A 17,667-nucleotide genomic window follows, 5' to 3' on the forward strand; every position below is an offset into this window, starting at 1 on the left:
ATCGTGCGGTTACTTGCGGCGGAACAGCCCGATCCCCAGCAACCAAAGAACGCCCAACACAACCCCCGCGCACCCCAGCCAACTGCCCAGATGCAGCCCCAATATACGCGGCCCCATCACGACAACCTGCGGCGCCATGGCCATCGCCAGCGCGGCGACAACAATCGCAACCGCAATCCGCGTGCCGGCGCGTTCCAGCGCCCCGGCCAGCGCGGCGGTTTCCGGAATGACGATCTCGGCCCGCAGCTTGCCGTCGCTGACGCGTTTCAACGCACCGCGCACCAGACGCGGGCTCTCCTCGGCCAGCCCCAGCATATCGCTGCCAAAGGTCTGAAGTTTGGGGATGACTTCGGACGGGTCCACCCGCGCCATCATCGCCCGCAGCACAAAAGGCCGTGCGGCGGTGATGGTGTCGAACCCAGGATCAAGCAGCTTCATCGTGCCATCCGCCGTGGCCAGCGCCTTTAGCAGCAAGACAAGATCGGGCGGCAGGGCCAAGTCAGCGTTGCGGACAATGTCCATCAAATCGCCGACCGCTGCAGACAGATCCAACCCACGCGCGCCGCCATGACGGGCGACAAACCGGGCGCTGTCACCCTCCAACGTGTCATGCGGATCGGTGCCGTCGCCACCCAAATCGGCCAGCGTCCGCGCCAGTTTGGCAGGATCGTGGCCGATAATCGCCCCCAGCAACGCGACCAGATCACGCTGGCGGGCCTTGGTCAGGCGGCCAATCATGCCAAAATCGATGAAAGCAACGGCGTTTTGGGGCAGCGCGAACAGGTTGCCGGGGTGCGGGTCGGCGTGAAAAACGCGGTCGATCAGCACCATATGCAAAAACGCATCAGCCCCGACAGCCGCCAGTGCGCGCCCGTCCAGACCGGCGGCGGCGATCTTGTCGCTGTCTCGCGGCTGCAGGCCGACGATCAGCTGCTGCACCATCAGATCGCGCGACGAATAATCTGTGTATACCTTTGGAATAACAACGTTATCCATTTCGGACAGGTTCGCTGCAATCTCGGCGCCATTGGCGGCTTCCTCGCGCAGATCCAACTCGGCCTGAATGGCGCGGGCCAGTTCTTGCACCATCTGACGCGGCTGAAAACGCGCGGCGTCGGGATAGAGGCGTTCGGCCTGCGCCGCCGCCATCTCGAGCAAGGCCAGATCAGCGGCTACTTTTTCGTCCTGCCCGGGGCGTGTGACTTTGACGACCACATCCGCACCGCTGTGCAGCCGCGCGCGGTAAACCTGCGAAATCGAGGCGGAGCCGATGGGGTCAGGGTCAATCTCGGCAAAGACCTCGGCCTTGGGGCGGCCCAGTGCGGCATCGATACGCGGCGACATGACATCCCAGCCCAACGTGCGGACGCTGGCTTGCAATTGCGCCAGCTCGGCGGCCCATTCCGGCCCCAGCAGATCGCGCCGCGTCGACAGAATCTGCCCCAGTTTGACGAAAACCGGCCCCAACTCCTCCAGCGCAGCGCGCAGGCGGGCGGGGGTCAGGCTTTGGGTTGCGTCGCCATCGCCGCGCCCCAGCCCAATCGCGCCCAGCAACACCCCCCCACCAAAACGGCTAAAGACGCCGATAATCTCGGCCGAGCGTTTACTGTCGCGCAGTGGACGTAGCATTGCGGGCCCCAAGTGCGTTTGCAACTGGGGCCCAGCATGCCTGTGCGGCGGGCATTAGACAACACCCGCCGCTGGCTGTCAGGCGGTCCGAACCAACATTCCGCGCATGATGTCGTCCATCGAGACGACGCCGCGCGGCTGGCCGTTGCGCCCCAGCACCGTCGCCAAGCTTTCGGGCGCAGGCAACAGGGCCAACGCACCATCTTCCAGCGTGGTATTGCCCGGCAGCTGTAGCTGCGGCCAGTCCAGTGCAGCAGGCTTTGGCTTCAGCACCGACCGCAGCCGGATAACCCGTCCACGGTTCACCTCGCGCACAAAGGCGTTCACGTAGTCATTGGCCGGATGCAAGACGATCTCTTCCCCCGTACCCTGCTGCGATACCTCGCCCGCGCGCAAGATGACGATCTTGTCGCCAAGGCGCAGCGCCTCGTCCAGATCGTGAGTGATGAAGACGATGGTCTTCGACACCTCCTTCTGAATATCCAGCAGCACCGACTGCATATCCACGCGGATCAGGGGATCAAGCGCCGAGAACGCCTCGTCCATCAACAAAATCGGCGCATCATTCGTCAGCGCACGGGCCAAGCCAACGCGCTGCTGCATCCCGCCAGATAGCTGCGAGGGGAACCGCTCCTCATACCCCTTCAACCCGACGCGCTGGATCCAGTGGGCGGCGCGATCGCGGCTGTCGGCCCGCTTCACCCCTTGAATATCCAGCCCATAGACCACGTTTTCCATGACGGTCCGGTGCGGCAGCAAGGCGAACTTCTGGAACACCATCGCAGTCTGGTTGCGGCGAAACACGCGCAGCTCGGCCGGCGACATCTTGGCCACGTCCTGCCCGTCGATCAGCACCTCGCCCGCGGTCGGCATGATCAGCCCGTTCAAATGGCGCAGCAACGTCGATTTTCCCGACCCCGACAGCCCCATGATGACCGAGATCTTGCCCGCAGGCAGATCGGTGTTGATATCGCTGAGGCCTAGCGTGTGGTGATACTTGCGGTTCAGATCCGCCTTGCCCATCCCCGCTTTCACAGCCTCGATATGCTTGCCCGCATCAGGGCCGAAGATCTTGTACAGGTTGCGGATGGAAATACCCGGCGTGGTTTCTTCCTCGTCGGGCGCCAAAAACTGGTCACTCATCGCTGACCTCCGTATGCCGTTGCAGGCGCTTGCCGTAAGCTTGGGTCGCGCGGTCGAATGTGATGGCAATCGCCACCAGCGCAAACCCGTTCAGGAACCCGACGGTAAAGAACTGGTTGTTGATCGCCTGCAGCACATTGCGCCCCAAGCCCCCAACACCCACCATCGAGGCGACAACCACCATCGACAGCGCCATCATGATCGTCTGGTTCACGCCCGTCATCAGCGTGGGCAGCGACAGCGGCAACTGCACGTTCCACAGCTTTTGCCGCTCGGACGAGCCAAAGGCATCCGCCGCCTCGACCGCTTCGCGGTCGACCAAACGAATACCAAGGTTGGTCAACCGGATCATCGGCGGCATGGCGTAGATGACCACCGCAATCATGCCCGGCACCTTACCGATGCCGAAAATCACCACGACAGGGATCAGGTAGACAAAGCTGGGCAGCGTCTGCATGACGTCCAGCAGCGGCATGATCACGCGCTGCGCACGTTCCGACCGCGACGCCAGAATGCCGATCGGCAGGCCGATCACAATGGCAACCAGCGTACAGACCGTGACCATCGAAAGCGTGACCATCGTATCGCCCCAAAGGCCGAACCAGCCGATGGCGATCAGTGCGATCCCTGCCCCCAGCGTAATTTTCCACGACCGGCCCGCAAACCATGTCAGCACCAGCAGCACGGCAAAAACAACGATCCACGGCGTGCTTACAAATGCACTTTCCAGCGCATTCAAAAACCGCTGCAGCGGCGCCATAGCCGCGTCGATCCAAGGCGAGACGCCCCGCACCCAATCTTTGAAGCCGGTGTCGATGGTGCGGCGCATGGCGCGCATGGCGCTGCCGCTCATTTCGGGCGCGGAACACAAAAATTCCGGCAGCCCCCAACAGGATGAAGCCATGACTTCCCCTTTTCTATGTGAAAACGGCAAGGCTACCCGATGCCACAGGCATCAGGCAGCCCGCCAGAATGGAAACAAATCAGATGGCGTCCGCGACGCGCGCACGCACGTCATCGCTCAACCAGCCACCCCAAATCTCGGGGAAGGTCTCCAGAAAGTGCCACGCGGCATCTTCATTCGTGGCTTGGTTCTCGGTCTGCCACGCCAAAATGGCGTTCACGACGTCATTTTTCCACGTCCGCTGACCCAGATAGCCCATGACAACCGGGTTCGTCTCGGCCAGATTCTTCGTCACGATAGTATAGACATCGGCCACCGGATAGGATGTCACCTTGGGGTCGGGACAATCGGGAATGGTCGTGCAGCGCAGGAACTCCGCCTCGTCCACGGGCACCTCGAACGGCAACTGCACCATGTCATAGCGGCCCAAAATCGCGGTCGGGGCCCAATAATACCCTAGCCAACCGGCCTCACGCTCGTAGGCATTGGCGATCGAGCCGTCCAATCCCGCAGCAGATCCCGTATCGACCAGATCAAAGCCCTTGCCCTCGGCGTCCAGCGCATGGAACAGGTTTTGCGTCGTGATCTGGCAACTCCACCCCGAAGGGCAACCGTAGACACCGCCGCGCGCCGGATTTTCAGGTGCGGGGAACAGATCGGGATGCTTCAAAGCCTCCTCGACCGAGGTGATCTCGGGATGCGCTTCGGCCACATAGCGGGGAATCCACCAGCCTTCCACACCACCATCTTCCAGAATTTTCGAGGCTTCGATCAGACGCCCCTCGGCCAAAGCCGCCTCAAGCGGATCTTTCACCGCATTGGCCCAGATCTCTGGCGCGATATCGGGCTGCCCGCGTTCGTTCATCGATGCAAAGGTCGGCATCGTATCGCCCGTCACCAGATCAACGTTACAACCGTAACCTTCTTCCAGAACGATTTTGTCGACCCAGGCGGCAACCCCCGCCGAGGCCCAATTCATTTCGGCAATCGAAACAGTGCCGCACTGGTCATTGTCTTGTGCCATGGCAGGCAAAGCCATCGCCGCAGGGGCAATGGCCAATAGGGAAGCATAAACCAACTTCGTCATGACATTGCTGTCCTTCGTCGTTGTGCAGCGTAAAATAAGACCCGCCAGGGCGCTGCCCCCGGACGACCCGCTGGATTGAACGGCCCCACTTCAAACGCCACATTGAATGCGACAGGGCCAAGCGCGTCATGAAAAGCGACACGCAACGTGCTCCACCCCGGCGCGATGCGCGAAATCGGGCGGCACATGGCCCGAATGCAGGGCCGAGTAGGTGTATAAGGCAAGAGTGCCACAAACACAACCGTATGGGCGGATGAGTATGTTTTGCGCCTAACGCAAACTGTTGACACCCCCGCATTCACCTGCAATGCGGGGGGCAGCGGGGCTAACAGCGACAAGGGAATTCCTTAGCCATAGGGCCACTTCGCATCGAGACGGGCAATCCGCCCGCCAATCGGGGCTTTGTGTATGGCATGGGATTTTTCTTCTCTTTTCCGACAGCACGCGGGCGGCATGCGCCATGCCCTGCGCCGGCGCGGGATTGATGCCGAGGCCGCCGCAGACCTGACACAAGACGCCTTCTTGCGGGTCATCTTGGCCCAGCCCAGCGGGGATGCGCCCGAACATATGCGGCGGGCTTACCTGTATAAAGTCGCCCGCAACCTTGGGATCAACCACGTCAAACGGGCGGCGCTGGCGGTGCATGTGCCCCTCGACACCCCCGAGGCTGAAGCAGCCATGCCCCGCGCCCCCGACACCGAGACAATCATAGCCACCCGCGCCGAGTTGCGCGCCGTTCAGGCGGCCCTGCGCGAGATGCCAGACCGCCACCGCCGCGCCTTCACACTGCATCGGATCGAGGGCTGGCCTATCGCCCGCATCGCGCGCGAGATCGACCTGTCCCCCTCGCGCACATGGGAAATGATCCACGAGGCCTATCGTATGATCATCTTGAAAACAGGGGATTTTTAGCATGCCCCCCACCCCCGCCCAAAGCGCGCTACTGGACGAGGCGATCACCCTGATGATGCGCCGCACCTCGCCCGCCGACAGCACAATCGCCGCATGGCGCGCCCGCAGCGCCGATCACGAGGCCGTCTGGCAAATGGTCGCGAAAGCGCACGGCATTAGCGGCCGCGTGCTCTCGCCGCCGAGAAACCCGACGCGGCGCAATGTCGTGCTGGGCGGCGCAGCGCTGCTCGGCGCAGGCGCGCTGGGGGCGTGGACGCTGCCCGAGATGCGGCAAACCCAGCAAGCCGATCACGTCACCACCACCGCACAACTGCTAAACATGGCGCTGCCCGATGGCTCGCACGCGACCTTGGGCCCCGACAGTGCCGTGATCACCGGCGCGCGCGGGTTTCGCTTGCTGCGCGGCATGGCGTGGGTCGATGTCGCGCCCGCCGCCGCGCCCTTCGTCGTGCAGCTGCCCGACGGGGTCAGCATCCAGACAACGAGCGCAACCTTCGAAATCGCGCGCGATGCGCATCTGGTCAACCTTGCCGTCAGCACCGATGGCGTCGACCTGCGCAGCAGCCTACAGTCGCGTGCCGTGTCTGCAGGCCACTGGCTGCGCCTCAACCCCAAAGACGGCGCGTACGAGGAAGGCCCCCGCGACCCCGCCCTTGCCGGCCTCTGGCAACAAGGGCTGATCGCCGCCGAGGCCGAGCCGCTGGACGTGCTGGTCGCCCGCATCGCCCGCTGGATGCCGGGCCGTGTCGTCATCGCCGACCGCGCCATCGCCCGCGCGCGCATCAGCGGCCTTTTCGACACATCCAACCCCACCCGCGCGCTGCAAGCCGCCGTGCGCCCAACGGGCGGGCACGTGCGCGGCGTATCAGGATTTTTAACAGTTATTTCAATTGTTTGAAATATTTTTTCAGATGCGCCCGAATAAATCCGCACCCCGATTGTATTACCAATAGGGTCAGCAATACCGAATACGTCCAACGGGCTCAGGCACGGCACCCCATACCTCAACACGCAGGAGTGCCCTTTGGCTGCCAAGTCATCCCGTCCCGCCCCACGCCAGCTGCTGAAAACGCTGCTGATGTCCACCCTACTCGCCACCTGTGGCACCATTGCGCTGGCCCCCGCCGCCAGAGCCCAAGCCGTCGAATCCGACGTCCAATTCGCCGTGCCAGCTGGGCCGCTGGGCCGCGCGCTGGTGCAATGGGGCCAACAGGCGGGCATACAGGTCTCGTATCTCGATGCGGTCACAGCGGGCAAAACTACCGGCGGGCTCAACGCGCGCCTTGCCCCGCAGGCGGCTCTGTCGCAGCTGCTGGCAGGAACCGGTCTGCGGTTCACATTCGCCGACGCCCGCTCGGTCGTGATCTCGGCCGCCCCGCAGGGCGAGGATAGCGCCGGACTGCAGCTGGGCACCATCACCATCCATGGCGGCGGCCAGCTGGGCAGCGCCGACAGCACCTATGAAACCGCAGGCTCGGTCGACTACCTGTCCGACGCCGATATCGTCCAGCAGCGCGGCACATCGGTTGGCGACTTCATCGCGGGTGTGCCAGGGGTGATCAACGGCGATAACCGCAATTCGGGCGCACTGGATGTGAACATCCGCGGCATGCAGGGTCAAGGCCGCGTGCCTGTGGTTATCGACGGCGCATCGCAGGAACGCACCGTCTATCGCGGTTATAACGGCGCGCGCTCGGGCAGCTATGTCGACCCCGATTTTATTGCCGAGGTCGCGATTGAAAAAGGCGCAAGCGCGGGGGCCGATGCCTCGGGTGCGGTGGGCGGTATCGTCCGCATGCGCACCATCGGGGCAGATGATATCGTCCTGCCCGGCGCCAGCTTCGGCGTGCGTATTCGGGGCGGCTTCAACACGAACAGCACCGATGTTCCAGATGAGATGACCCCCGGCGGCGTCATCGGGGGTATGTTCCAAGTCGGCCAACCCAGCATCGTGCGCGACGGCGGCAACATGGATCGGCCCAGCCTGCTGGCCCCCACGGGCGGCAATGGCAGCGTCGCGCTGGGGTTCAAATCCGAATACTTCGATCTGGTCGCAGCTGCGGCCCATCGCGTGAACGGCAACTATTTCTCGGGCGAAAACGGCCGCGGCCAAGCGCGCCTTGTCGATCGTGGCGACAACGGCTACGGCTGGAACGTCATCGGCTACGAGGGGCTGTCCCCGTGGAAAGGCGGCGAGGAAATCCTCAACACCTCGACCGAGAACACCTCCTACCTCCTCAAGGGCAACCTGCATTTTGGCGACCACAGCCTGGAGGTTGGCTTCAACCGCTACGACAGCCTGTTTGGCGAGATTATGCCCACCCGCCTCGGCACGCACACATCGGCGGTCGGCGGGTTCCAGTCAGCCCTTGACCAGCTGACATTGGACACCACCACCGCCCGCTATCGCTGGAACCCCGCCAGCGACATGATCGACCTGAAGGTCGACATGTTCCGCACCGATATGGACCACCGTGCCAACAACCTCATTACCTTGTGGGGCGGCGGCGTGGGCAACACCTACAGCATGTCGCGGGCCGTCCGCGACGGTATCACCATCTCGAACGAAAGCCGCATCGCGGGCTTTGCGGGCGACTTCCGCCTGCAATACGGCGGGGCGTGGCAACGCGAAAGCATTGGCCTGCCCGACGATATGGGCGATGACCCTCAAGAATACCTGAACAACATGGACTTCGCCCCCCGCACCGGCGAGCGCGAGGAACTGAGCGGCTTCGTCAACGCAACGTGGGACATCACCCCTGCCGTCACCATCGGGGCCGGGCTGCGCTACGCCGATTACCAAACGACCGACCAGAACATGCGGTTCAACATCATCGGCTTTTACCCGAACAGCCAGAACCTGCTTGTCGCGGGCACGCCGACCACGCTGTCGGGGCATGGCCTGTCGAACCACCTGTCGCTCAGCTGGTCGCCAAACGACGACCTGCAGCTTTACGCCCGCTATGCCGACACGATGCGCATGCCCAGCGTGTTCGAGACGGTCTCAGGCTTCTCGACCGCATACCTGCCCGCCGATCTGCGCCCCGAACAGGCCCGCAGTATCGAGCTGGGCGTGAATAAAACCCTCTACAGCGTGTTTGGCGACAGCGACCGGATGCGCCTGCATTTCGCCTATTACGACAATAATATCGACGACTACCTGACGCGGTCGAACGTCATCTACCCCGAGCCGATCGGGTTCCAGATCGGCGGCCTCGGCATGATCAATCTGGAAAACGCGCGCATGCGCGGGTTCGAACTGGCCGCCGACTATGAATTCGACGCCTTCAGCGCGCGTCTGGCCTGGAACCACGCCATCACATCGCGGTTCTGCGCCCGCCCCGGCACCCTGCACCGGCAAGAGGATCTGTGCACCGAGGGCGGTTTCGTGAACAGCTACGCGCTGCAGCACGTCCCGCCCAAAGACACCGTCTCGCTGCAACTGGGCTATCGGATGCTGGACGACAAGCTGAATATCGGCACGCGGATCAGCTACTTCTCGGAACGGTTCACCGAAACGACGGTCGAATCCACCTCGGAAATCCAGCCGGGCCGGTGGCGCCCCTATACGCTGGTCGACGTGTTCGCCAGCTACGCCATTGACGAGCGCAACCAGATCGATTTTGCCATCGATAACCTGACCGACCAATATTACATGGACGCCCTGAACGCCGCGATGATGCCGGCCCCGGGGCGCACGATCCGCGTGAATTTCACCACGCGGTTCTAAGGGCTAGTGCGGGCGCGACGGCGCCCGCACCATTATGCTGCGCGCAGGGTCTGTGCCAAATGGCGGCAGGCCCGCACCGTCAGCGCCATCAGCGTCAGGGTTGTGCCCGTCACGCCGCTGCTGACAAAAGCCGAGGCGTCCGTCACATACAAGTTGGGCACATCCCACGACTGGTTATGGGCGTTCAGCACCGAATCCGCAGGGTTGTCGCCCATGCGCGCCCCGCCCGTTTCATGGATTGCCGCGCCCATGATCATCGTCTTGCCGAACCATTTGCGGAACACGAACCGGCTGAACGGGTCGGCGTCGGGGTAGGCCCCCTTGCCGAATTCCTCGAGGCCGAGGGGCGAGCCGATAAACTCGAACCGTCCGCCCGCGCCCTCGACCGTCTGACGCAGCGCCGCGATCTGGGCGCGCAGATGCATCTTGTCGTCCTCGCCCATCACGCAGCGGACATGGGCCGCCGGTATCCCCCATGCGTCGCGTTTTGTCTTGTCCAGCGTCACGCGATTGTCGGGGCTGGGCTGCATCATCCCGAAGCCGAAAAACGACAGGCGCGCGGGCTGATCAGCCGCCCCATAGCGCCCAATAGAACCTTGGAAGCAGTAATCCCCGCGCGGCGACGTGCCGTGATCAAAGCGGGGAATGAAAATCCCGCCCGAGGGGTTGTAGAATTCGTCATGCGGCGCGGCGGTATCCAAGAACGTCCCCGTCGCACTGGGCATATCCCCCACGGCAAGGCAGGGCAGCTGGTCCATGAAATACCGCCCCAACGCACCCGAGCTGTTCCCCAGCCCCTGCGGGTGGCGTTCGCTGGCCGAATTCAGCATCAGGCGCACGCTTTCAATCGGCGATGCGCACAAAACCACGGCTTTGGCCTGCACGGTTGACCGCTGGCGGGTCTCGGCGTCGATGTACTCAACCCCAGTGGCATGACCGCTGGCAGGGTCGGTGATGACGCGGTCGACCACCGCGTTGTTGACGATTGTCAACAAGCCGGTATCCATCGCGGCCTGCAACTGGCGTGGCATCCTTTCGGGGGCGATGTAGCGCCACGTGGTCACGCGCCGACCGGGGAATCGAGCCTCGACCGTTTCCTTGAAGGCTTCCTCGGGCGGGGAATAGAGGGCTTGGTGGCTGTAGCTGCCATCGGGAAAGGTCTCGATCCCCTCGGTGCGGCCGTACAGGCCCAAAGTTTCCTCGACCTCGGTATAATAGGGGGCCAGATCGGCGTAGGAGATCGGCCAATCCTTGCCCTGCCCTGTGCGCGTCGCGGTGCGGAAGTCGTCATCCGTCCAGCGCAGCAGCACCCGCCCGAAACTGTGCAGGCGCCCCCCCGTTTGCCGCCCACGAATCCACAGGAAAGGCGCGTCTTTGGGGGTGGTGTAGGGGTTCTGGCGGTCGTTGACAAAGAAATGCGCCATGCGGTTGGCAAAGAACGCCGCGCGCGCCTGCACGGGCTGCCCCTTCAACGTGGCCCCCGCGCGTTCCCATATATTGATGTCCGACACTGGCGATTTCTTGGCGGGGTCGAAATCCTTGGCAGAAATGGGGCGGCCAGCCTCCAGCACAAGCGTGCGCAGGCCTTGGGCCGTCAATTCCTTGGCCGCGAAAGACCCCGCCGCGCCCGAGCCAACGACAATCACGTCATAAAGGGGATGTGTCATGATGATGTCCTTGTGGTCGTACGTGTCAGATCCGGTCGCCTTGCGCATCGAACAGCGATGCGCGGGCGGGGTCGAAGGCGGCGCCGATTTCGGTGCCGGGGGTCAAGGTGGTATCGCCCATCACGCGCAGCGACATTTGCTGGCCCGCGCAGTCAAACCAGACGACGGTATCGGCGCCCATCGGTTCAACCACGGTTACCGTGCCGCGCAGCGCGCCCGTGCCGACGGGAACCGGCGTGATATGTTCGGGGCGAATGCCCAGCGTTGCGGTGCCGCTGGCCCCCGCTGCGACTGCGGGCAAGACAACACCGCCCCCTGTGAACGCCCCGTCAGCGGTTAATGTGCCGGGGATGAAGTTCATCGCTGGCGCCCCGATAAAGCCCGCGACAAACAGGTTCGCAGGGCGATGGTAGACCTCGGCGGGGGTCGCAAGCTGCTGGATCACACCGCCGCGCATGATCGCGATCCGGTCGGCCAACGTCATCGCTTCGGTCTGGTCGTGCGTTACGTAGATCATGGTGTTTCCCAGATCCTGATGCAGCTTTTTAATCTCGACCCGCAATTCTGTGCGCAGCTTGGCATCAAGGTTCGACAGCGGCTCGTCGAACAAGAACACATCCACCTCGCGCACGAGCGCGCGCCCGATGGCGACGCGCTGGCGTTGACCGCCCGAAAGCTCGGCGGGCTTGCGCTGCAGCAAGTCATCCAGATGCAGCAGTTTGGACGCATGGGCCAAACGGCGGGCGATCTCGTCCTTGGGCACGCCCGCGACGCGCAGCCCGAATGTCAGGTTTTTCTCGACACTCATGCGCGGGTAAAGCGCATAGGATTGGAACACCATGCCGATGCCGCGGTCCTTCGGCTCGGCCCATGTCACGTTTTTGCCCGAGATATGGATCTGGCCACCGGCAATGTCGTTCAGCCCCGCAATCGCGTTCAGCAGGGTCGACTTGCCGCAGCCCGATGGCCCCAGCAGCACCAGAAACTCGCGCGCGGCGACGTCGATATTCAACCCGTCGATAACGGTCGCAGCGCCATAGCGGATTTGCAGGTCGCGCACGGAAACAGCCGCAGGCGCGGGCGAAGTGGTATTCATGGATGTCATCCCTTGACTGCTCCGGCGGCGATGCCGCGCACGAACCAACGGCCCGAGAGGAAATAGATCGCCAGCGGCACCAGCGCCGTCAGCATGGTGGCGGCCATATCGACGTTGTATTGCCGCGTGCCCGTGGTGGTGTTGACGATATTGTTCAGCTGCACCGTCATCGGCAGGTTGTCGGGGCCTGCAAACACAAGGCCCAGCAGGAAATCGTTCCAGATCCCCGTGAATTGCAGCATCGCGGCCACCACGATCATCGGCACCGACATCGGCAGCATGATCTCGCCAAAGATGCGCCAGAAGCCCGCCCCGTCGATGCGCGCGGCCTTGAACAGCTCGATAGGCAGCGTCACGAAATAGTTGCGAAACAGCAGCGTGACCAGCGGCAGGCCGAATAGCACATGCACCAGCACGATACCGGGCAAGGTGTTATACAGCGACAGCCCCGCCAGCACCCGCACCATCGGGTACAGGAAAATCTGGTACGGCACCAACGCCCCCGCCATCAGCAGCGCGAACAGGATCTTGCCGCCGCGCGGCCGCCAGAACGACAGCGCATAGCCATTCAGCGCCCCCAGCGTGACCGAAAGGGCGACGGCGGGGACGGTAATCTTGACCGAGTTCCAGAACCCCGCCTCGACCCCGTTGCACGCGGTGCCCGCGCAGGCCCCCGACCATGCCTCGGCCCAAGCCGAGAAATTCAGGCCTGCCGGTAGCGCGAAAATGCGCGCCATGCGGATTTCCTCGGGGGTTTTCAGCGATGTGATGACCATCACGAACAGCGGCAGGGCGAAAAATACCACCATCGACAGCAAGAAGGCATAAAGCCCGATGCGGCCAATCGTAATCTTGCGCGGCGCGGGGCCGGATTGTAGGAGCGCGCTGCTCATAGTGCACCTGCGCGGCGCTTTGCCATGATGTAGGCGGCATACCGGAACGGCACCACGATAGCGATGACCGACAGCAGCAAAACGACCGCCGCAGCCGTCGCAAGGCCCAAGTTTTGGCGTTGGAACATATTGTCCATGATAAACTTTGCGGGAACCTCGGTGGCAGATCCAGGCCCGCCTTTGGTCAGGGCGATGACAAGGTCATAGGTTTTGATAACACCCATCGACAGCAGCGTCGCAGCCGCAGCCAGTGCTGGCCCCAGTTGCGGCAAGATGATCGACAGGTAGACGCGCCAGACAGGAATGCCGTCGATGCGCGCGGCGCGCCATTGTTCGGCATCGATCCCGCGCATGCCCGCCAGTGCCAGCACCATCACCAGCCCCGCACCCTGCCATATCCCTGCCAGCACCACAGCATAAAGCGCCATCGTGCGGCTTGTCACCCAATCGAACCGGAACCCCGCCCAGCCCCAATCCTGCACCGTCGGCTGCAGCCCCAATGTGGGGTTCATCAGCCATTGCCAGATCAGCCCCGTCACCACGAACGACATGGCATAGGGGTACAAAAACAACGTGCGGAACGCGCTTTCAAAGCGCACGCGCCGGTCAAGCGCAGCGGCCAGCAGGAACCCCAGCACTAGACAACCCGCCACATAAAGCACGCCGAACACCACCAGATTTTGCAGCGCCAGCGTCCATTTTGCCGTGCCGAACAGGCGTGCGTATTGTGCAAGGCCCACAAAATCCCAGTTCGGCAGCAGGCGCGAATTGGTGAATGACAGCGTGACCGTCCACGCCATCGTGCCCAGATAGACCAGAACAACCGTCAGCCATGTCGGCGACAGGGCCAGTTGGGCGGCGCGTAATCGCCATTTACCGCGGGACATGCGGGCCTCCTTGGGTGGCAAATGAGGGAGAGGTGATTTGCGGCGCGCGGACGCGCCGCAATGCCCTTAACGGCGGAAGATGTCGGCGAACTGCTGAGCAGCGTCAGCGGGGTCCGCGTCGGGGTTTGCAAAGAAATCGCCCACGAAATCCGTCAGTTGGCCGACCATGTCGGGCGATATGGTGATGGCGTGCTCGGGGACGAACAGGCCCTCGTCCATCATGCTCATGGCTTTCTGGGCGCAAATATCCAGTGCGGCGGTATCCACATCGGTCCGCACGGGGATCGAGCCCTTGGCCTGCGCGAAAGCCACCTGAACGGCGGGGTCGGTTGCGACTTCGGCCATCAGCACCTGCGCCGCGTCTTGCGCGGGATCGCCGGTTTTCATCATCAAGAACCCGTCTGCGATGAAGATCATCCCCGTCGCGGCGGGCGACAGCGCGCAGCCAAAATCGGTGCCCGCGGCAAGCCCGGCCGCAAAGAATTCGCCCTTGGCCCAGTCGCCCATGAACTGCACGCCGGCCTGCCCTTGGATGACCATGTTGGTCGCATCGTTCCAGTTGCGGCCCGGCGCACCTTCGTCGACGTAATCGCGCAGGCGCCCGAAAATCTCGAGGGTTTTGACGATGGCATCGGACGACAGAATCTCCTCATCGCCCTCGGTATAGATCTTCATGAAGCCGTCGTTGCCAACTTGCGACAGCAGCACCATGTTGAAAACCTTGGCTTCTTGCCATGCTTGTCCGCCCCAGGCGATGGGGGTCACGCCTGCCGCTTTCAGCAGATCCATGTCGGCGAAGAACGCTTCCCACGTGGTCGGCGCTTCGGTGATGCCGGCGGCTTCGAAGACGGGCATGGAATAGAACATCCAGCTTTGGCCGTGGATGCCGACGGGCGCCAGATATACCTCGCCATCATACGAAATCGCGTCATAGATCGCGGGGGCCATCACGTCGCGCCAGTTGTTCGCATCGGCGACGGCCTGCAAGGAATTGGCCAGACCCATCTCGATCAGCTCGCGCGCATCCATGCCCAGCACCGACTGGCGAACGGTCGGCGGATTGCCCGCCACGACGCGGTTCTGGAACGCGGCGTTCGCGTTTTCAAACCCCGCGATCGAGGAGGTTTCCCACACGCCGCCGCGCGTCTCGAAGGCCTCGCGGATGGCGGCCACCGCGCGCGCTTCGCCGCCAGATGTCCACGACGTAAAAACCTCGGCCTTCAGGGTGTCTTGAGCCGCAGCCATGCCCGCAGCCAGCGCAAAGGCGGATGCGGCAAGGTAGAAAAGGGGACGTTTCATCGGTTAACTCCTTGTTGGGGTGCCCCTTCTTTGAGGGCGTTTGTAAGCAATTCGAGTGGTAAGTCAGGCCAATGTGTGCGCCAAAGACTGGCGCACCAGCGTCAGCCCCTGCGTGATGTCGGCGACCGGGTCGGGGGCAGCATCCAGTTCCAAAATCGCCCAGCCCCTGAAGTCGCGCTGCCGCAGCAGGCGCGCCCAAGCAGGCCAGTCAACGCGCCCCGTGCCCAGCGGGCAGAACCACGGGCGGTGTGCCTCGTGGATGCCGCCGTCGATCACCGCTTGCGGCGGCATCGGGCCCTTAGCGTCTTTCCAGTGGGCGATGATCATCCGGTCGTGGTGGCGGTCGACCAGCTGGACCGGATCGCCACCCGCCAGCACGATATGGGCGGTGTCGGGGCACAGATGAACATAGGCGGGGTCGGTCAACAGCATCACCAGGTCGACGTCGCGCGGGGCGGCGAACAGCGAATGCGCTTCGGTATGCAGGGCAAGGCGCACCCCACGTGTGGCAACCGCCGCCCCCAAGCGGTTCATCAGCCCCGCGATTTTCTCGGCCGCAGTCAGGTCAAAGAATTGCGCGGGCCGTGCGGACGGGCTGGCCCGCAGCGGCAGACCGACTACCATGATCGAGGCCCCGCAGGCCGCCAGAAAATCGGCATAGGCCAGCGCGCGGGTGGTCAGGCGCGCCTCGGTAGCGGGGTCGGTCACATCGCCCGCGGGTTCCATTTCGGCGAAAAAGCCGCTGCAGATACATAGCCCCCGCGCCGTCAGCGCTGCCGCAAAAGCCTGCTGCGAGCCGAACGCCGCGACCGCATCTTCCCACGACAACGGCGCGAAGGTCAGCTCGATCCCAGTCACCCCCGCCGCCTGCACCGCATCCAGCAGCCGCGTCCAGAACGCGAGGCCGTCGGTTCGGGCCAATTCGACGATCTCGTCATGGTCCCCGACGCCCCAAAATGCGGGGTGGAAGAAGGTGATCAGATCGACACCGAAGCTCAGCCTGTCCATAGCGGGCCTTTCACGCATTAAATTGTCCCAAAAGTGGGAATCGTTCTTGGCAAACGTTTGCCAACGCTATGCAAACGTTTGCCAGCTGTGCAATCATTCATTAATCAGCACAGGTTGGTTTAGGGTATTTCGCGGATGGCGCGCGTGGGTCGCGCCCAAAAAGTGGGCAAATCGCAGCTAATGGAACAAGAGCGCGTCAAGGGGGACACCTATTCGGGGAACGGGCCAGATGCAGGTGCCGGAACCGCGCTGATGCGCGATGTCGCCGAACGCGCCGGCGTCGCGATTTCGACCGTCAGCCGCGCTTTGGCCAACCCCGACAGGGTCTCGCAAAAGACGCGCGACCGGATTATCGCGGCGGCGGCGCAGTTGGGCTACACCCCGAATGCGGTCGCGCGTAATCTGCGCAAGGGCAGTGCGCGACTGATGATGATCGTGCTGCCCGGCCCCTTCTTCAGCGGGGCGTCGCAAATCATTCCGGGCGTGCTGGAAGGTGTGGCCGCCACGCTGGCCGCCGAAGGGTTCAACCTGATGATTGCCAACCTTGACCGCAGCGAGGCGGTCGAGCGGCATATTCTGGATCTGGCCTACGGCGGCACGATTGCGGGGTCCATGACGCTGGCCTCGTATCTGCCGCAACAGGGGGCGCGCAGTTTGGTCGGGGCGGGGTTGCCACTGGTCGGAATCTTGCAGGACGTGTCGGGGCAAGGGGTGCCCAGCGTTGTGACCAACGACCGCACCGCGATGCGCGATGCCACGGCGCGCCTGCTGGCCTTGGGGCACCGCAGCTTTCTGTATATCGCGGCGCCGCCCGACAACTATCACGAGCACGAGCGTTTCGGCGGCGTGCAAGCCGCCATCGCCGCCGCCGGATTGCCGCCCGCCGCGGTGCAGCGCATCGAAAGCGGCGACAGTTTCCAGTTCGGCTTGCAAGCGGGCGCCGCCACGGCCGAAAGCTACCTGCGCATCCCCCCCGCACAGCGGCCCACCGCCATCATCGCCAGTTCGGACGACGCGGCGATCGCATTTATGGGGTACGTGACGCGTGCGGGCGTGCAGGTGCCGGGCGACGTCTCGGTTCTGGGGTTCGACGGGGCGACGGTGGGGGCCCATCTGGCACCTCCGCTCTCCAGCTTGATTCAGCCTGCCCGCGCGATGGGAAACGAAGCCGCCCGCCTGCTGTTGGCGCAGCTGTCGGGCGCCAAAATCCCGTCCGTTGTGACGCTGGAAAGCACGCTGGCCGAACGCGGTAGCACAGGCCCCGCGCCCACGCGGTGAAACGACCACGCCGAAGTCTTTGATTTAACCCGTGCTTTTCACAGCGTCGAGCTAAGGCCAAAATAACCGTTGACACATCAATGTAACCGGTTGCACAACTTCTCTACCCCCGCGGCACATCACCGCTCGGGCAG

The 17,667-nt window shown here is 63.4% G+C and carries 14 protein-coding genes; 4 read left to right on the forward strand and 10 right to left on the reverse strand.

The genetic code is table 11. The features are described 5' to 3' along the window. Nucleotides 1-9 precede the first annotated feature (9 nt). The 4 genes from BVG79_RS12815 to BVG79_RS12830 form a co-directional block, all read right to left on the reverse strand. The gene (locus BVG79_RS12815; protein WP_085787510.1) at nt 10-1,629 is read right to left on the reverse strand and encodes an ABC1 kinase family protein; all 1,620 of its coding nucleotides are present in this window, start codon (nt 1,627-1,629) and stop codon (nt 10-12) included. 78 nt (nt 1,630-1,707) lie between these two features. Then, a complete protein-coding gene (locus BVG79_RS12820) occupies nt 1,708-2,772 on the reverse strand; it encodes a quaternary amine ABC transporter ATP-binding protein (protein WP_085787511.1) in 1,065 nt (354 codons plus the stop codon). Further along, entirely contained in the window at nt 2,765-3,676 is a 912-nt protein-coding gene (locus tag BVG79_RS12825; RefSeq protein WP_085787512.1) for an ABC transporter permease, read from the reverse strand. Before BVG79_RS12825 ends, BVG79_RS12820 begins: the two co-directional genes overlap by 8 nt. A 79-nt stretch (nt 3,677-3,755) precedes the next feature. Further along, on the reverse strand, nt 3,756-4,763 hold the full coding sequence (locus BVG79_RS12830) for an ABC transporter substrate-binding protein (RefSeq protein ID WP_085787513.1): 1,008 nt from the start codon (nt 4,761-4,763) through the stop codon (nt 3,756-3,758). A gap of 408 nt (nt 4,764-5,171) precedes the next feature. On the opposite strand from BVG79_RS12830, the gene BVG79_RS12835 reads away from it, so the two are divergent. The 3 genes from BVG79_RS12835 (at nt 5,172) to BVG79_RS12845 (ending at nt 9,405) form a co-directional block, all read left to right on the forward strand. Continuing rightward, a complete protein-coding gene (locus BVG79_RS12835; RefSeq protein ID WP_085787514.1) occupies nt 5,172-5,675 on the forward strand; it encodes an RNA polymerase sigma factor in 504 nt (167 codons plus the stop codon). A 1-nt stretch (nt 5,676) separates the two neighbouring features. Further along, complete coding sequence (locus BVG79_RS12840) at nt 5,677-6,573, forward strand: FecR family protein (RefSeq protein ID WP_085787515.1); 897 nt, start codon at nt 5,677-5,679, stop codon at nt 6,571-6,573. 126 nt (nt 6,574-6,699) lie between these two features. Continuing rightward, on the forward strand, nt 6,700-9,405 hold the full coding sequence (locus tag BVG79_RS12845) for a TonB-dependent receptor (RefSeq protein ID WP_085787516.1): 2,706 nt from the start codon (nt 6,700-6,702) through the stop codon (nt 9,403-9,405). Nucleotides 9,406-9,437: 32 nt separating this feature from the next. Here BVG79_RS12845 and BVG79_RS12850 read toward each other — a convergent pair whose 3' ends face one another. From BVG79_RS12850 to BVG79_RS12875, 6 genes are all read right to left on the reverse strand, one after another. Further along, on the reverse strand, nt 9,438-11,072 hold the full coding sequence (locus tag BVG79_RS12850; protein ID WP_085787585.1) for a GMC oxidoreductase: 1,635 nt from the start codon (nt 11,070-11,072) through the stop codon (nt 9,438-9,440). 25 nt (nt 11,073-11,097) lie between these two features. Then, the gene (locus BVG79_RS12855; RefSeq protein WP_085787517.1) at nt 11,098-12,168 is read right to left on the reverse strand and encodes an ABC transporter ATP-binding protein; all 1,071 of its coding nucleotides are present in this window, start codon (nt 12,166-12,168) and stop codon (nt 11,098-11,100) included. A 5-nt stretch (nt 12,169-12,173) separates the two neighbouring features. After that, nucleotides 12,174-13,061: a carbohydrate ABC transporter permease gene (locus BVG79_RS12860; protein ID WP_085787518.1), complete on the reverse strand. Its 888-nt coding sequence runs from the start codon at nt 13,059-13,061 to the stop codon at nt 12,174-12,176. After that, entirely contained in the window at nt 13,058-13,948 is an 891-nt protein-coding gene (locus BVG79_RS12865; RefSeq protein WP_085787519.1) for a carbohydrate ABC transporter permease, read from the reverse strand. Before BVG79_RS12865 ends, BVG79_RS12860 begins: the two co-directional genes overlap by 4 nt. 66 nt (nt 13,949-14,014) lie before the next feature. Next, a complete protein-coding gene (locus BVG79_RS12870) occupies nt 14,015-15,247 on the reverse strand; it encodes an ABC transporter substrate-binding protein (RefSeq protein ID WP_085787520.1) in 1,233 nt (410 codons plus the stop codon). Nucleotides 15,248-15,310: 63 nt separating this feature from the next. Further along, nucleotides 15,311-16,255, reverse strand: coding sequence for a sugar phosphate isomerase/epimerase family protein (locus tag BVG79_RS12875; protein WP_085787521.1), 945 nt, complete (start codon nt 16,253-16,255; stop codon nt 15,311-15,313). A gap of 252 nt (nt 16,256-16,507) precedes the next feature. Between BVG79_RS12875 and BVG79_RS12880 the strand changes: the two genes are divergently transcribed. Beyond that, on the forward strand, nt 16,508-17,533 hold the full coding sequence (locus tag BVG79_RS12880) for a LacI family DNA-binding transcriptional regulator (protein WP_418268956.1): 1,026 nt from the start codon (nt 16,508-16,510) through the stop codon (nt 17,531-17,533). Nucleotides 17,534-17,667: the final 134 nt, after the last annotated feature.

Source organism: Ketogulonicigenium robustum (genome assembly GCF_002117445.1).
GTDB classification, from domain to species: domain Bacteria; phylum Pseudomonadota; class Alphaproteobacteria; order Rhodobacterales; family Rhodobacteraceae; genus Ketogulonicigenium; species Ketogulonicigenium robustum.